The sequence below is a fragment of the Salinarchaeum chitinilyticum genome (assembly GCF_055390775.1).
The window spans coordinates 1,886,850-1,901,935 of the sequence record NZ_AP043888.1 but is presented as its reverse complement, the minus strand read 5'-3'; the positions used below and the strand labels follow the sequence as shown (position 1 = coordinate 1,901,935).

The window sequence follows — 15,086 nt, the reverse complement described above, 5'->3', positions numbered from 1 at the left end:
GGAACCGACGATCGGCCCGTCGACGACGTCCGCTCCGCTTCGGCGGCTCCGAGAGAGGGCGGACGCCCGTGCGGTTCGCGGGCCGTCCGACCAGCGTCAGCTCGGGGACGACGGCGACGTCGGGGACTGTGCCGATCATTCTGACCGTGGCGGTGGTGTGGGATGAGCGGCGAGGAGTACGTCGAAGCGGCGGACCGCTCGCTCGCGGCGGCCTACGAACCACCCACGAGCCTCGCCGAGTACGTCGATCGCGTGCTCGAGGAGCCGGGCGTCGCGGCCCACGCCGCGAAGTATCTCGTCGACGCCATCGAGGCCGCGGGTACGCGCACGGTGATCGAGCGTGGTGAGGAGTTCGAGCGCTACCGCTTCTTCGACGATCCCCACAACGACGGCGAGCACGCCATCCTCGGCAACACGGCGACGCTGAACGCACTGGTCGACGATCTGCGCTCGATCGCCGCCGGCCGGGGAAAACGCGAGAAGATCGTCTGGATCGAGGGACCGACGGCGACTGGGAAGTCCGAACTCAAGCGCTGTCTCGTCAACGGGCTGCGCGAGTACTCGAAGACCGACGCCGGTCGCCGGTACACGATCGAGTGGAACGTCCAGGGCACCGGCGACGCCCGCGGGCTCTCCTACGGCGACGAGGAGCCAGCCGACGAGGACGACTGGCACCAGAGCCCCGTCCAGACCCACCCGCTGGCAGTGTTCCCCGAGGACGTTCGCGAGGACGTCGTCGCCGCGATCAACGACGCGCACGACGATCACGTGCCGATCCGCGTCGAGACGGATCTCGATCCGTTCTCGCGGGAGGCCTACGAGTATCTCGAGGAGCGCTACCGGCGGCAGGGCGTCGAGGACCTGTTCTCGGCGATCACCGACCCGGACCACCTCCGGGTGAAGAACTACGTCGTCGACATCGGCCAGGGCATCGGCATCCTCCACGCGGAGGACACCGGCGGCCCGAAGGAACGCCTCGTCGGCTCCTGGATGGCGGGTATGCTCCAGGAGCTGGACTCTCGCGGGCGAAAGAACCCGCAGGCGTTCAGCTACGACGGCGTGCTCGCACAGGGGAACGGCCTCGTGACGATCGTCGAGGACGCCGCCCAGCACGCCGACCTGCTCCAGAAGCTGCTCTCCGTGCCCGACGAGGGACGGGTGAAACTCGACAAGGGCATCGGGATGGACCTCGATACGCAGCTGCTGGTCATCTCGAACCCCGACCTCGAGGCGACGCTCAACCAGCACGCCGAGCGCGCCGACGCTGACCCGCTCAAGGCGCTCAAGCGCCGGCTCGACCGCCACGATTTCACCTATCTGACGAACATCTCGCTGGAGGCCCAGCTCGTCCGGCGGGAGCTGACCGGCGAGCACGAGGTCTGGACCCGCGACGACGCCGAAGCTCGCGGCGAGCGCGTCCGTGCGCCCGCCACGCTGTCGGTGCGAGGATCGGGATCGATCGCGGCCAGCGGCGAGGACGCGATCGCCAGCGTCGACGGAGCGGCCGGCACCACCGTGAAGACCGCCACCGGGCGGGAAAGTGACGACGGGAACGGGCACGATCCTGCCAGCGTCCGCGAGATCGAGCTCGCGCCACACGCGATCGAGGCCGCCGCGACGTTCAGCGTCCTCACGCGGCTCGCCGACGAGGAGGGCAACTCGGCCGATCTCGATCTCGTCGAGAAGGCGCTACTCTTCGACCAGGGGTACCTCACCGAGGGCGACGAGCGCGTCGGGATCGAGGCGTTCGACGTGGACGGTGCCCGCGACGGCCGCCACGGGATCCCGGTGACGTTCACGCGGGACGTCCTCGCCGAGCTGCTCCAGGCCGACAGAGACCGCCACCACCCAGATCTCCCCGTCGAAGACGTGGTGCTGCCCGAGGACGTGCTCGACGCAATGGTCGCAGGGCTCGAAATCGCGCCCGTGTTCTCGCCAAAGGAACGCACGGAGTTCGCGTCCCGGGCCGATCCAGTTCGCAAGCGGATTCGCGAGCGCCAGGCGGAGGACGTGATCGCCGCGATCACCGCCGATCGCTCCGTGGACGCCGACGCTGTCGAGGAGTACGTCAGGCACGTCTACGGCTGGGCGACGGGCGAGCCCATCGAGAACGACCGTGGCGAGCGGATCCAGCCCGATCCGCTGACGATGAAGGTCTTCGAGATCGAATCGCTTGGCCGGTTCGTCGAGGGCGACTACGCCGGGAACGAGGCCAGCGACGAGGTCGCCCAGTTCCGGCAAGAGCAGGTGGTGACCGCGCTGAACCGTCACGCCTGGGAGCACCGCGGCGAGGACTTCGCCGTCGACGACGTCGACCTGACCGCGATTCCCGTGATCGCCGACGTCCTCGAGACCGCCGACTGGGACGACGTCCGCCGGCGTCACGAAGAGTTCGATCCGAGCCAGTGGGCGGACCCGCCGGGCTCGACGGAGACGGCGGCCGTCAAGGAGCGAGCGATCGAGCACATGGTCGAGGCACAGCAGTACTCGCCGGCCTCCGCGGAGCTGACCAGCCGGCGGGTGATGGCATCTGTCGCCGACGACTGGGCGGACAGCGATCGAGACGCCGGCGGCGGCCGAGGCACCGACGACGGACCCGCCGACCGGCGGGGCGGTCGAGACGGGGGTGCGTAGTCGATGGGACTGATCGACGACCTCGAACGGTTTCGGTCGGTTGGCGAGGACCGCCGCGAGGACCTCCGGGAGTTCGTCGCCTACGGCGACCTCTCGGCGAGCGACGCCGACAGCGTCCGCGTGCCGATCAAGATCGTCGACCTCCCCGAGTTCGAGTACGACCAGCGCGATCGGGGCGGCGTCGGCCAGGGCGACGCCGAGGTCGGCCAGCCCGTCGACGCCGAGCCCCAACGCGACGAGGAGGGCGATCCCGGCGAGGAGGGCGGCGAGCACGAGTACTACGAGATGGACCCCGAGGAGTTCGCCCAGGAGCTCGACGAGGAGCTCGGGCTGGACCTCGATCCGAAGGGCAAGCAGGTCGTCGAGGAGGTCGAGGGTGACTACACCGACGTCGCCCGCGCGGGCCCGGACTCGACGCTCGACTTCGAGCGGATGTTCACGGAGGGGCTCAAACGCAAGCTCGCGACGGAGTACGACGAGGCGTTCCTGCGGGAGGTCTGCAAGGTCGAGGGCGTCACCGTCGAGGCAGTCTTCGAATGGGCCCGGAGCGAGCACGTCCCCGTCTCCTACGCCGCGATCGAGGGGATCCACGAGGACGTCGCCGCCGACCGCGGCACGTGGGACTCGATCGCCGATGTCGAGGCGAACGTCGAGCGGACGCCCGTCCGCCAGCGCATCCGACAGGAAGGGCTCGACCACGTCCCCTACCGTCGCGAGGACGAGCGCTACCGCTACCCGGAGGTCGTCGAGGAGCGCGAGCGCAACGTCGTCGTGGTCAACATCCGCGACGTCTCCGGGTCGATGCGCCAGAACAAGCGCGAGCTCGTCGAGCGGGTGTTCACCCCACTCGATTGGTATCTCCAGGGGAAGTACGACACCGCGGAGTTCGTCTACATCGCCCACGACGCGGAGGCCTGGGAGGTCGAGCGCGAGGAGTTCTTCGGGATTCGCTCCGGCGGCGGGACGAAGATCTCCTCGGCGTACGAGCTGGCCGAGGAGCTGCTGGAGTCCTACCCCTACAGCGAGTGGAACCGCTACGTGTTCGCCGCGGGCGACTCGGAGAACTCGAGCAACGACACGGAGCAGGCCGTGATCCCGAAGATGGAGGCCATCGACGCGAACCTCCACGCCTACGTCGAGACCCAGCCAAGCGGCAACGCGATCAACGCCACCCACGCCGAGGAGCTGGAGACCTACTTCGGTGAGGACGCCGAGGACATCGCGGTCGCCTACGTCGGCGGCCCGGAGGACGTCGCCGGCGCGATCTACGACGTACTGTCCACGGAGGAGGAGGCCAGTGAGTAAGACAGACCGCTACGAGGCACGACGACAGGCGCGCCAGCTCGAACGACCGGTGGCCGCCGCCCGCGAGCTCGCCGAGAAACTCGGGCTCGAGCCGGTCCCGGTGAACTACTGGATCGTCGACCACGACGAGATGAACGAGCTCATCGCCTACGACGGGTTCCAGACGCGCTACCCACACTGGCGGTGGGGGATGAAGTACGACCGCCAGCGCAAGCAGGACCGCTACACCGGCGGCAAGGCCTTCGAGATCGTCAACAACGACAGCCCGGCCAACGCCTTCCTCCAGGAGTCGAACCCGCTGGCCGACCAGAAGGCCGTCATCACCCACGTCGAGGCCCACGCGGACTTCTTCGCGAACAACCAGTGGTTCGGGCTCTTCCCCGGCGAGGAGGGCGGTGCCGCGGCGATGCTGGAGCGCCACGCCACGCGGATCAGGGAGATCGTGAACGATCCAGAGATCGATCGGGAGGCCGTCGAGTCCTGGATCGACACCGTGGTAGCGCTGAGCGACACGATCGACCAGCAGCGAGCCTTCCAGCGCGATCTCGGCGGTGACGGCGAGAGCGCGGCCGAGGAGGTCGATCTCGCCGAGCAGCTCGCCGACCTCGACGTCAGCGACGAGGTCCGCTCCGAGGTCTTCGACGACGAGTGGCTCGACGCCCAGGCCGAGGCGGACCAGATCGACCGCGACGCACCGGAGGCTGACGTGCTCGCCTTCCTCCGGGAACACGGCATGGCCTACGACGAAGACGCCGAGCGCGCCGTCGAGCTCGACGAGTGGCAGCGGGAGGTCATCGAGCTGCTCCGCGCTGAGGCCTACTACTTCGCCGCCCAGCGGATGACGAAGGTCATGAACGAGGGGTGGGCGGCCTACTGGGAGTCGATCATGATGTCCAGGGAGGCGTTCGCCGACGCCGACGAGTTCGTCACGTACGCCGACCACATGGCGAAGGTGCTCGCCTCGCCCGGGCTCAACCCATACGCGCTTGGGCTCGAGCTCTGGACCTACGTCGAGAACCGGACGAACCGCCGCGAGGTCCTCGAACGGCTGCTGGCCGTCGAGGGCGTCTCCTGGCGGAGCTTCAGCGACGACGTGGACGTCGACGCCGTCCTCGAGACGCTCGAGCCGCCAGCGGCACTGGCGAACCTCGCTGGCGCATCACTCGAGGCGATCGCCGACCTGCCCGAGGCCTACGTCGACCAGTCGGCGCTCGATCGCGCGGCGTCGGGGGACCTCGAGTGGACCGACGAGCCGTGGCGCCTGCTGACCTATGAGGGGCTGGCCCGGCGCCACTACTCGCTGTGCCGTCCGGAACACCGCAGCTTCCTCGCCGACGTCTCGCGGGACGAACTCGAAACGATCGGCCGGTACACGTTCGACGACGCGCGCTACGCGAAAATCGAGGCGGCGCTCGCCGACGTCGAGTGGACCGCCGGCTGGGACCGGATGCGCGAGATTCGGGAGAGTCACAACGACGTGACCTTCCTCGATTCCTTCCTCACCGAGGAGTTCGTCGACGCCAACGACTACTTCACCTACGAGTACTCCCGGGCGGCCGAGGAACACCGCGTCGCGAGCACCGATCCCGAGGACGTCAAGCAGAAGCTGTTGCTCCAGTTCACGAACCTCGGCAAGCCGACGATCACCGTCGAGGACGGCAACTACGGCAACCGGAACGAGCTGCTGCTGGGCCATCACTACAACGGCGTCGCGCTCGACCTCGAACAGGCCGAGCGCGTCCTCGAGCGGACCTTCGAGCTCTGGGGTCGCCCCGTCAATCTCGCGACGATCGTCAAGGAGGTCGACGAGCACGACGTCGAAGTCGCTCGCAGGCGGAGCCGCGAGCCCGAACCGGAGGAAGCCGGCAAACTCCTCCGCTACGACGGCGAGGAAATCGACGTCCGCGACCTCCCCTGGGGCGAGGTCGAACACCTCGCGGCCGACGACGTCGATTACGACACCAAACCCGAGGACTGGCTGCAGTGAGGTCGGAGGGCGAACGCGGTCGAACGCTCGGTGCGACGGACCACGACGTTTGACCGGTCTAACCGCCATTACCGACCTCAACTGCGTAATTGTATTACTACTACGAGATAGTACAACGCTATACTTAACAAGTAAGAAAGCGAACTGACGACCATGACGATCGACGCCACCGACGGTGCCGCGATCGGCACCGAGCTCATCAACTCCCGGACCTGTGCCGACGACACCATCGCCTGCCACCTGCACGCGGCACTCGAACGGACGGACGATCCCGCCGCTCGATTCCACATTCGAGAGGCGTTGCAGCTGCTCGTGACGGAGTAACGATCGTCCAGTTCGCGACCGGAGCGATCTGGAGTCGGCGAGTAGGAAACAGCAGCTCCCCGCCGTGTAGTACTAGTTCGTCCCGTAGTCGTCGGTGTCCATCGTTCCGGAGATGATGACCGAGCGACCGCTCCTGTTGAGACTCACGTCGTCGATGTCGTCGAACGAGTCGGACTCGTCCCGGTAATCCTCGACGTCTCCCATGTCGATGTCGTCAGCGGAGTCGAAGAGGTAGATCGCCTGTATGTCCATCGTTTCCCCCTTGACGTCCGAGGCGGAGCCCTGTGCGACGGCGCCCTCGAACCGACCGTTCGGGGCGTCCGTCTCCTCGGTCTCCTCGTGCGTCGCCGCGAAGCCGAACGTGCCGCCGTTGAGCCGGCTGGTGAGTGCCGCGAAGTTCTCGTTCTCGTCGACGTAGCGATCCTCCTCGCCGTTGTAGGTGTCCACGGCCGTCTCGAGCACGTCGATCGCCTCGTCGTCGGTGTTCCAGCTGCCACTCGTCACGACGATCTCGTTGTTCGTGACGCCGACTGCCCGGGACTCGTTGGGGCCGAGGAACACCTGGACGCCCTCGTACTCGTCGTCGTCCTCGTAGTCGTTGTCCTCGAGGGACTCGACGATCTCCGAGCGGTCCACAGTGTATCCGGAGAGCAACGTAGCGAGGAACCCGCCGAAGTACGTACGGGATTCGACTTCGTCGAAGTCGAGTCCGAGGTATTCGTAGCTATCCTCGAAGCTCTGCTCGGTATCGTCGTAGTAGTCGCTGTCGAACTGGTCCTCGTTGTTGGCGATCTCCATGGTCCCCTGGTACGAGATCGTGTGGTGGTCAGTGTCGGCGATCGCACCCGGTTCGAAGTACCAGTCCGTGTGCGCAGTCAGTCCGCTGCCGCCACCGCCGCCACCGCCGCCGAGGATGCCAGTACAGCCCGCCGATGCACCCAGTAGTCCCGTTCCAACCACTGCACCGCTCGCCTTGAGGAAGCGCCGCCGTGATCCTTCCATAGTAGCACCTTCATTTGGCTATCAGGTACTTATACCCAACGGCTGTTCGGTCAGGCGATTTCTCCCGTTGGGACTCGTACGAGGAGAACAGATCTCCCGCCCGTGTGCCCACTATTCCCACGACCGGTGGGACTCGATCGGGAGCGCGAGAATTGCAGAGCGGACGCCCTGGAACGCGTCGTCGAAGGTCGCTCCTACACTCCGATGTCGTCGGTGTCCATCGTGCCGGTGACGACGGCGGACCGGCCGCTGGTGCTGATCGAGATGTCGTCGACGTCGTCGAACGTCTCGACCTCTGAGCTTTCCGTCCAGTCCTCGAGGTCGCCGGTGTCGACGTCGTCCGCGTCGCCGAAGGTGACGACCCACTCGACGTCGGAGGTCTCGCCGTTGACCGTCGCGGACTGGCCCCTGGCGACCGCACCCTCGAACTGGCCGTAATCTTCCTCGGTCTCTTCGGTCTCTTCGAACGTCTGCCCGCTGATGATGGTCCCGGTGGTCAGCGTGCTCGTCAGCTCGGCGAAGGCCTCGCTGTCGTCGACGTACCGACTGCCGTTCCCGTTGTACGTGTCGACGATCGCCTGGAGGACCGTCGTGGGGTCCACCGGCGTGCCGACGAGCGTGAGCGTCAGCGTGTACGGCGTCGTCTCGCCGGAAGAGTACGTCTGAGCGTTGATCGTGTACTGGCCGCTCTGCGGGAGTTCGTACTCCTCGATCCGCGCCGAACCGCTGGAGCCGCCGTCACTGGGGCCCGCTCCGTCGGGACCCTCGAGTGCGATCCAAGGGTCAGCCTCCGTCGCCTCCATGACGATCGTGATGATGTCGCCGGCAGATCCCTCGAACGTCACCGGCTCGTTGTGGTACAGACCGCTGTACTCCGGATCACTCTCTTCGATCTGGCCCTGCCAGCTCTCGCCGTAGCTGATCGAGCGGAGGTCCTGCGTGCTGCCGCTCTGCCCGTCGCCAGCGACCGGGTTGTCCGTCCCGCCGGTCATCGCGGTCGAGCGACCGATGACGATGTCGCTGTCGTCGATACCCACTGCTCGCTGCTGGTTCGGGCCGACGAACTGCTGGTAGCCCTCGTACTCATCGCCCTCCTCGAACTCGTTGTCTTCGAGCGCCTCGGTGACGTCCTCTCGATCGGCCGTGTAGCCCAGGAGCACCTGTGCTGTGTTGCCGTCGAAGCTGAGCGTGGTCTCGATCTCGTCGAAGTCGATGTCGAGGAACTCGTACTGGCTTTCGAAGGTCTGCTCGGTGGAGTCGAAGAACTCCTCGTCGAAGGAGTCCTCGTACTCGTCGACCTCGATCGGCGCCATCGCGCTGAACGAGTAGTGATCGGTGTCACGGATCTCGCCGGGCGCGTACTGCCAATCGACGTAGCTGCCGGGAATGGCACCGCCGCCACCCCCACCACCACCGCCGAGGATGCCCGTACAGCCCGCCGATGCACCCAGTAGTCCCGTTCCAACCACTGCACCGCTCGCCTTGAGGAAGCGTCGTCGTGATCCTTCCATGTGTATCGACCCTTCGTTTGGCTATCAGGTACTTATACCCAACGGCCTGTTTCCATGATATCGATAGTAATTCCTCTCAAAAAATGACATTGTCGTCCATACAGTTCGGCAACCAGAACCTTCTGCAGCGGCGCGCTTTTCAATCCACAATTCTTGGAGAGTTTCGCCAGGCTCCGGTGTCAATCGATCGAGTTGCGATCGGAGTCCCCACATCCCCGGGACGGTTCGGCGGCCGTTCGTCCCCGACGTTCATGCCCGGGGAGTCTGTAGAGTGCTAGCATGTATCGGAACGTTCTCGTGCCAACCGACGGGAGCGACGCGGTCGAGACGGCGCTCGAACACGGGCTGCGCATCGCCGAAAACGACGGCGCAACCGTCCACGCGCTCTCCGTCGTCGACAGGCGAATCACCACGGCCGCGGACCCGGAGACCCGTCCGGACGTCGAGGCGACGCTGACCGAGGAGGCCAACGACGCGCTCCAGCGGGTCGCGGCGGCAGCGGATCGGAAGGGACTCGCCGCGGTGACAGAACTGCGTCACGGGACGCCACACAAGGAGATTCTCGACTACGCCGAAACGGAGGCAATCGACCTCGTGACCATCGCGTCTCACGGGAAATCTCCCCGCGAGAAGATGACGTCGATGGGGAGCGTCTCCGAGCGCGTCGTCGACGGAGCCAGGACGCCGGTGCTCGTCGTCCGCGCAGACGACCAGTCGGCCGAAGTGAACTGAGTCGGAGACGCCGCCGTGAGGGCGGCACTGGCCGGCCGTCACGATCGTCGGAGACACCACCCATCCGCTCGGCTGCTCCATTTAGTCCTCGAGGGTCCAGGCGCCCTGCTCGACCACGACGCCGGGCAGCCGGGCCAGTCGCGGGCGAACGAACGCCCACCACGACTCCGCGTCGTCGAACCCCGCTTCGTGCGCCGGGTAGACCACGTCCCGAATCTCGTCGGGGGCGCAGGGGCCCGCCGTCTCCAGGTGCTCGCGAGCGGCACGTACGGCGTCGCGCTTCCAGTCCCGCATCATCTCGCTGGCGCCGGGGACGTCCATCCGAGCGAGTCGGCGGGCGATCGGGTCGGCGTCAGCGTGCATCTCGCTCCCGTCGCGCGTGCCGACGGTCTCGACGAGATCCGCCGCCGGCCGGTGATAGACGTCGATCGCCGCGCCGAGGTCGACGGTATCGTCGTTCTCCGCGTGCTTGCGCTGTCGGATGTCGACGCCGCGGACCGAGGCGTGGCGCAGGTCGCCAGCCGCGACGAGCTCCTCGAGGGCGTCCCTCGCCGCGGGCTCCGGGACGTCCGCTGCCACGGCGACCTCCGCCGTGCGCAACGGCTCCGCGTCGACGAACGCGCTCCGGACCCGCTCGAGCAGTTCGGGCCCGTCGACCTCCAGCGACATGGACGGAGGTTCGTGAGCCGACCACTTGTGGCTACCCCTCGCGGCGTCGGAGCCGGGAGGCGCGGTCGGATCGTCGGGAGAAGGGGTACGAAGTGGAGGGCCGAACAGCGGGTACCTGTGGAGCACCCGAGTTCGGCTTCACGTCCCGTACAAAAGGGACTGCTGTAGACTCAAACGCGCGTTTCACGCTTGTCGCCAGTACCAGCCGGCGAGCCCGATCGCGAGCAGACAGCTCCCGACCAGGAACACGAGCAATGCGGGCGGAAGCCCGGCAACGTCGAGTGGCTCCACCATCCAGGCGAACTCCTGGGCGAGTGGCTCGACGGTCTGCTCGCTGGAGGACTGGGCGTCGTGGGCGACCTCGGTCGTTCCGTCGGTCGCGTCCACGCTCACGTCCAGCGTGTAGTCGCCCGAGCCCGCCGCGTCGTCGGCCGTCGCGTCGGCCCCACCGTCGCTGGCGTCCGTGAACTCCACCGACGCTGCACCGGTGCCGGCCGATTCGCTGGCGGTCTGCGTCTCGGTCGCGTCGACGAGCCCACGCACCGCGAGGCTCAGCCCGGTCAGCGCACCGAGGCCGCCGAGCAACCGGCCCAGCGCACGCTGGAGCAGGGTCTCGTCCTCCGCGTCGCCGGCGAACAGCACGAGCGGCCGGTCCGCTGGGGCGTAGACGTCCATCTCGCGCCCCTTCTCCGAGTACGCGGTGTCGACGACCTCGATCACGCCCGCGTCCTCGAGGTTCCCGAGGTGGTACTGGACGTTCTGGAGCGAGGTATCCACGCGGTCGGCCAGGGCGGAGGGATGGCCTGGGTCGTCGTTCAGCGTAGCGAGCAACTCACGGGCAGTCGAGGACGCGAGCGCACCGAGCACCGCGTCCGCGTCCTCGTCCTCGAGGCCGACGACGCGCGGCTCGGCGTCGTCCCGAGCCGACGCGTCCGGGATGGAGGGCAGGAGGTCGGCCATTCGTACGGCGCATGGAGGCGATCGTATATGGGCTTTCGGTCAGCGCGCGGCGAACGAGCCGGTACGGACGGGAGCGCACGGGGAGTCGGCGACAGCGCACGGGGAATCCCCGGCCGTCGAAACGCCTTTGCGGACGCCCCCGGTACCCCCGTCTATGCCACCAGTCCCTGCGCTGCTCGGCTTCGATCCCCTCTTCTGGATCCTCGCAGTGGTCCTGCTCGGGCTGATCTTCTTCGGCTTCCTCCTCTTCCGACGGACCGTGATGGGGTTCAAGGAAGGGGTCGACGACGCCAAGCGCTGATCGGAGCGGACGTCACCGATCGAACGGCCGAGATTAGCCGTCGGCGAGCGCCGCTTTGACCAGTGACAGCGCCTCCTCGACGTCACCCGCGTCGACGTCGCGGTGGGTGCAAAAGCGCGCTGTCGTCTCGTCCATCACGGTGCAGGCGACGCCGGCGTCGGCACATCGCTCCGTGAACGCCTCGGCACTCGCTGCGGCGTCGGCGACGTCGACGAGCACGATGTTGGTCTCGGGGGCGACGACCTCGAGATCCGGAAGGTCGGCGAGGCCGGTGGCGAGTCGCTCGGCGTTGCGGTGGTCCTCCGCGAGCCTGTCGACGGCGTCGAGCGCCAGGAGGCCGGGGCCAGCGATCACGCCAGCCTGGCGCATTCCGCCGCCGAGCAGTTTCCGATTCCGTCGGGCCCGCTCGACGAACTCCGCGGGGCCGGCGAGCATCGAGCCGATCGGCGCGCCGAGCCCCTTCGAGAGACAGGTCATCGTCGTGTCGACGTTCCGTGTCAGTCGCTCGGCAGGGACGTCGTGGGCTACGGCGGCGTTGAACAGCCGTGCGCCGTCGAGATGTACCGGCACGCCGCGGTCGTGCGCAGCCTCGGCCGCTGCGTCGATCCGTTCCGGCGCGATCGCGAGTCCGCCGCGGCCGTTGTGGGTGTTCTCGAGGCAGACGAGCCCGGTGCCGGCGCGGTGGACGGACTCCTCGACGTACCCCTCCTCGATCGCCGCAGGCGTGGGCACCCCACGCTCGCGGCCGTCACGCTGGACGGTCTCGGCGTAGGGGCGGGGCTGGAGCCCACCGTGCTGAGCGAGCCCGCCGACCTCCCAGTTGTAGACGTGGGCCTCGCGGTCGACCAGGATCTCCTGGCCGCGCTCGGTGTGCGTGCGGATCGCGATCTGGTTGCCCATCGTCCCCGTCGGGACGAAGACGGCGGCCTCGTGGCCGAGCCGGTCCGCGACGGCGGCCTCGAGTTCGTTGACGGTCGGGTCCTCGCCGTAGACGTCGTCGCCGACGTCGGCGTCGCGAGCGGCGTCGCGCATCGCATCGGTCGGCGTCGTGACGGTATCGGAGCGAAGGTCGATCACGACTCGGCGTTGGTCGGGGCGGCTGAAATAGCTGGCCTGGTTGCCGGGATCCGTAGCGCGACCACTATTTGATAAGTGGTACCACGTCACAGTTTAGCACTTCAGTCAGTGGTTCGTCGATTCAGATATGTCGCGACTGGCGACCCATTACGAGAGCGTCCGGAAGCGGTTCGGATACGACGCTGTCGATGACACGGTGGCGCCACCCTGGCTCCAGCCACTCCGGCGGCGCTTCGTCGCCGCCGATGACGCAGTGGTCCTCGAATCAGCACTCGATCGTCCGACCCTCGTCTGCATGGGCGTGGGGATGACGGGGTCACCGCACCTCGGCACCGTTGGGCAGCTCCTGACGGCGATCGAGCTGCAGGAAGCCGGCCTAGACGTGCAGTTCGTGCTCGCCGATCTGGAGCCCTACCACGACGGCGCGAACGCGGAGCGAATCGGCCGGCTCGCCGAGCGATACCGCGAGTTCGCGCTCGATCTCGGGTTCGATCCCGATCGCGGCGTGCTACGGACCCAATCGGAAGCCTACGACGTCATGGCGACGGGCCACCGGCTCGCGCGATACTATCAGCCGGCGGATTGGCAGGGTGCGGACGACGAGGCGAGCGAAACCGCGTGGGAGGAAGCAGTCGAATCGCTCTACGCAAGCGAGGACGGCAAGAGTGGCAACGGCGAGAGCCGATCTGCCGGACCGACATCCGATGCCGCGGCCGCCCACAGCTCGGTGCTCCACGGCGCGGACTTCCTCCATCCGCTGTGCGAGAGAGGGCACGAAGAAGGGTCCGTAGGAGAGTATGAGCAAATCCTCCTCGCGTTCGGTATCGACGAGCACGGGCTGGCGTCCTGGACCAGACAGTTCCGTGACGCCGCAGGCGTGTCGGGGCGCATCGGCGGTCTCTACACCCGGATGGTGCCGGGGTTCGACGGCGTCCCGAAGCAGTCGAAGTCGATCGGTGCGGGGGTGTCCCTCGACGCCGATCCAGGGATCGTCCACGAGCAGATTGCGTCGGCACCGGACGCGAACGAGCCGGAGCGCTCGACCGTCTTCGAGGCGATGTGTTTCGCCTCGCGGTACGACGTCGATCGCCTCGACGCGTTCGAAGCCGCGTGCGAGTCGGGTGGTGCCGAGTGGGACGACGCCCGCCGGGCGTTCGCCGAGTCCGTGGCCGGACTCGCAGAGCGATGGCACGCGACGGCTGACGGCGACGAGTAGCCCGGATCGCCCGACAACCGGAACCGGTTTGGTCGCCGAAACGTCACGATCCTCCATGGACCCGCGCATTCGCGAGCACGCGGAGATTCTGATCGATCACTCGGTCGGCCTCGAGGAGGGAGACAACGTCGTCGTCAGCGCGCCCCCGGTCGCGGAGGACCTGGTCGTCGCGCTCGTCGAAGTCATCGGCGATCGCGGCGGCAAGCCGCTGACGCTCCTCGGCAGCGACCGGGTGCACCGGGCGTACCTGAAATCCTGCGAGGAGTTCGAGACCCCCGAGCACACGCTGGCGATGGTCGAGGAGAGCGACGTGCACGTCTCGATCCGCGCCAACGAGAACGTGACCGAGACCAGCGACGTCGATCCCGAGACGAACTCGGCACACACCAAGGCGATGATGCCGATCCGCGAGGAGCGCCTCGGCAAGCAGTGGAACCTCACCCAGTATCCCGCGCCCGCGAACGCCCAGCTGGCGGAGATGAGCACCGAGGCCTACGAGAACTTCGTCTGGGACGCCATCACGAAGGACTGGGAGGCCCAGGCCGCCCACCAGCAGCAGATGGTCGATCTCATGGACGACGCCGACGAGGTCCGGATCGTCTCCGGCGACACCACGGACGTCACCATGAAACTCGGCGACAACCCGACGATCAACGACGACGCCGAGCACAACCTCCCCGGCGGCGAGGTGTTCACCGCCCCGATCCCCGACAGCGTCGAGGGCGAGGTGCTCTTCGACATGCCGCTCTATCACCAGGGCCGAGAGGTCACCGACGCCCGGCTGACCTTCGAGGGCGGCGAGGTCGTCGAGCACGCTGCTGCGAAGAACGAGGACACGCTGACCGAGGTGCTGGAGACCGACGCCGGCGCCCGCCGACTCGGTGAACTCGGCATCGGGATGAACCGCGACATCGACCAGTTCACCTACAACATGCTCTTCGATGAAAAGATGGGCGACACCGTCCACATGGCGGTGGGTCGTGCGTACGGAGATACCGTCGCCGAGGGCAACGAGCAGAACAAGTCCGCCGTCCACGTCGACATGATCGTCGACATGAGCGAGGACTCCAAGATCGAGCTCGACGGCGAGGTCGTGCAGAAGAACGGGACGTTCGTCTTCGAGGACGACTTCTAGGGATCGGTGGGGTTGTTGAGCGATCTTTTTGAGGGGCCGCTGAAGGTAGAGGCCTTCGAAAGGGCCCCACCCACCGCACCTCGGTCTTCCCCAATCTTGCGCTGCTCGGCCTTCGGCCTGCGCTGCCGTCCCTCGCGCGCCTAGAGCGCCGGCACGAGGTCGGCGCAGCGCGCCGACGTGGTTATCGGGCTCGAAACGATGGAAGTTCAGGCGATCTGGGACTGCTATGGGGC

Annotated in this window: 13 protein-coding genes; 8 read left to right on the top strand and 5 right to left on the bottom strand. The window is 67.3% G+C overall.

What is annotated here, in order from left to right:
• Nucleotides 1–162: 162 nt before the first annotated feature.
• From ACZ5KP_RS09135 to ACZ5KP_RS09120, 4 genes are all read left to right on the top strand, one after another.
• Nucleotides 163–2,634 carry a PrkA family serine protein kinase gene (locus ACZ5KP_RS09135; protein WP_460922205.1) on the top strand — a complete coding sequence of 824 codons (2,472 nt, stop codon included), beginning with the start codon at nucleotides 163–165 and terminating at the stop codon, nucleotides 2,632–2,634.
• A gap of 3 nt (nucleotides 2,635–2,637) precedes the next feature.
• On the top strand, nucleotides 2,638–3,939 hold the full coding sequence (locus tag ACZ5KP_RS09130) for a YeaH/YhbH family protein (RefSeq protein WP_460922206.1): 1,302 nt from the start codon (nucleotides 2,638–2,640) through the stop codon (nucleotides 3,937–3,939).
• Nucleotides 3,932–5,926, top strand: a complete 1,995-nt coding sequence (locus ACZ5KP_RS09125) for a SpoVR family protein (RefSeq protein ID WP_460922208.1) — start codon at nucleotides 3,932–3,934, stop codon at nucleotides 5,924–5,926. Before ACZ5KP_RS09130 ends, ACZ5KP_RS09125 begins: the two co-directional genes overlap by 8 nt.
• Before the next feature lie 153 nt (nucleotides 5,927–6,079).
• On the top strand, nucleotides 6,080–6,250 hold the full coding sequence (locus ACZ5KP_RS09120) for a hypothetical protein (RefSeq protein WP_460922210.1): 171 nt from the start codon (nucleotides 6,080–6,082) through the stop codon (nucleotides 6,248–6,250).
• Between the two features lie 72 nt (nucleotides 6,251–6,322).
• Here the strand turns inward: ACZ5KP_RS09120 and ACZ5KP_RS09115 are convergent, their stop codons facing one another.
• Together ACZ5KP_RS09115 and ACZ5KP_RS09110 are read right to left on the bottom strand one after the other, a co-directional pair.
• Nucleotides 6,323–7,252: a twin-arginine translocation signal domain-containing protein gene (locus ACZ5KP_RS09115; RefSeq protein ID WP_460922212.1), complete on the bottom strand. Its 930-nt coding sequence runs from the start codon at nucleotides 7,250–7,252 to the stop codon at nucleotides 6,323–6,325.
• Nucleotides 7,253–7,446: 194 nt separating this feature from the next.
• Nucleotides 7,447–8,763 (bottom strand): twin-arginine translocation signal domain-containing protein, encoded by a 1,317-nt coding sequence (locus ACZ5KP_RS09110; protein ID WP_460922214.1) that lies wholly within the window; start codon nucleotides 8,761–8,763, stop codon nucleotides 7,447–7,449.
• A 279-nt stretch (nucleotides 8,764–9,042) separates the two neighbouring features.
• On the opposite strand from ACZ5KP_RS09110, the gene ACZ5KP_RS09105 reads away from it, so the two are divergent.
• The gene (locus tag ACZ5KP_RS09105) at nucleotides 9,043–9,495 is read left to right on the top strand and encodes a universal stress protein (RefSeq protein WP_460922216.1); all 453 of its coding nucleotides are present in this window, start codon (nucleotides 9,043–9,045) and stop codon (nucleotides 9,493–9,495) included.
• Between the two features lie 81 nt (nucleotides 9,496–9,576).
• Here the strand turns inward: ACZ5KP_RS09105 and ACZ5KP_RS09100 are convergent, their stop codons facing one another.
• Both ACZ5KP_RS09100 and ACZ5KP_RS09095 read right to left on the bottom strand, forming a co-directional pair.
• Nucleotides 9,577–10,164, bottom strand: coding sequence for a hypothetical protein (locus tag ACZ5KP_RS09100; protein ID WP_460922218.1), 588 nt, complete (start codon nucleotides 10,162–10,164; stop codon nucleotides 9,577–9,579).
• Between the two features lie 183 nt (nucleotides 10,165–10,347).
• Nucleotides 10,348–11,124, bottom strand: a complete 777-nt coding sequence (locus ACZ5KP_RS09095) for an ArsR/SmtB family transcription factor (protein WP_460922220.1) — start codon at nucleotides 11,122–11,124, stop codon at nucleotides 10,348–10,350.
• A 154-nt stretch (nucleotides 11,125–11,278) separates the two neighbouring features.
• Between ACZ5KP_RS09095 and ACZ5KP_RS09090 the strand changes: the two genes are divergently transcribed.
• The gene (locus ACZ5KP_RS09090; RefSeq protein WP_460922222.1) at nucleotides 11,279–11,425 is read left to right on the top strand and encodes a DUF7859 family protein; all 147 of its coding nucleotides are present in this window, start codon (nucleotides 11,279–11,281) and stop codon (nucleotides 11,423–11,425) included.
• Between the two features lie 33 nt (nucleotides 11,426–11,458).
• On the opposite strand, the gene ACZ5KP_RS09085 is transcribed toward ACZ5KP_RS09090, so the two are convergent.
• Nucleotides 11,459–12,502 carry a threonine aldolase family protein gene (locus ACZ5KP_RS09085; RefSeq protein WP_460922224.1) on the bottom strand — a complete coding sequence of 348 codons (1,044 nt, stop codon included), beginning with the start codon at nucleotides 12,500–12,502 and terminating at the stop codon, nucleotides 11,459–11,461.
• Nucleotides 12,503–12,629: 127 nt separating this feature from the next.
• On the opposite strand from ACZ5KP_RS09085, the gene ACZ5KP_RS09080 reads away from it, so the two are divergent.
• Nucleotides 12,630–13,718 (top strand): nucleotidyl transferase family protein, encoded by a 1,089-nt coding sequence (locus tag ACZ5KP_RS09080; protein WP_460922226.1) that lies wholly within the window; start codon nucleotides 12,630–12,632, stop codon nucleotides 13,716–13,718.
• 55 nt (nucleotides 13,719–13,773) lie between these two features.
• Nucleotides 13,774–14,853 carry an aminopeptidase gene (locus ACZ5KP_RS09075; RefSeq protein WP_460922228.1) on the top strand — a complete coding sequence of 360 codons (1,080 nt, stop codon included), beginning with the start codon at nucleotides 13,774–13,776 and terminating at the stop codon, nucleotides 14,851–14,853.
• Nucleotides 14,854–15,086: the final 233 nt, after the last annotated feature.

What these genes read in the sequence shown, in the direction of transcription:
- ACZ5KP_RS09135 (WP_460922205.1), top strand. Translation starts at nt 163, where the DNA reads ATGAGCGGCGAGGAGTACGTCGAAGCGGCGGACCGCTCGCTCGCGGCG.
- ACZ5KP_RS09130 (WP_460922206.1), top strand. Translation starts at nt 2,638, where the DNA reads ATGGGACTGATCGACGACCTCGAACGGTTTCGGTCGGTTGGCGAGGAC.
- ACZ5KP_RS09120 (WP_460922210.1), top strand. Translation starts at nt 6,080, where the DNA reads ATGACGATCGACGCCACCGACGGTGCCGCGATCGGCACCGAGCTCATC.
- ACZ5KP_RS09115 (WP_460922212.1), bottom strand. Translation starts at nt 7,252, where the DNA reads ATGGAAGGATCACGGCGGCGCTTCCTCAAGGCGAGCGGTGCAGTGGTT.
- ACZ5KP_RS09110 (WP_460922214.1), bottom strand. Translation starts at nt 8,763, where the DNA reads ATGGAAGGATCACGACGACGCTTCCTCAAGGCGAGCGGTGCAGTGGTT.
- ACZ5KP_RS09105 (WP_460922216.1), top strand. Translation starts at nt 9,043, where the DNA reads ATGTATCGGAACGTTCTCGTGCCAACCGACGGGAGCGACGCGGTCGAG.
- ACZ5KP_RS09100 (WP_460922218.1), bottom strand. Translation starts at nt 10,164, where the DNA reads ATGTCGCTGGAGGTCGACGGGCCCGAACTGCTCGAGCGGGTCCGGAGC.
- ACZ5KP_RS09095 (WP_460922220.1), bottom strand. Translation starts at nt 11,124, where the DNA reads ATGGCCGACCTCCTGCCCTCCATCCCGGACGCGTCGGCTCGGGACGAC.
- ACZ5KP_RS09090 (WP_460922222.1), top strand. Translation starts at nt 11,279, where the DNA reads ATGCCACCAGTCCCTGCGCTGCTCGGCTTCGATCCCCTCTTCTGGATC.
- ACZ5KP_RS09080 (WP_460922226.1), top strand. Translation starts at nt 12,630, where the DNA reads ATGTCGCGACTGGCGACCCATTACGAGAGCGTCCGGAAGCGGTTCGGA.
- ACZ5KP_RS09075 (WP_460922228.1), top strand. Translation starts at nt 13,774, where the DNA reads ATGGACCCGCGCATTCGCGAGCACGCGGAGATTCTGATCGATCACTCG.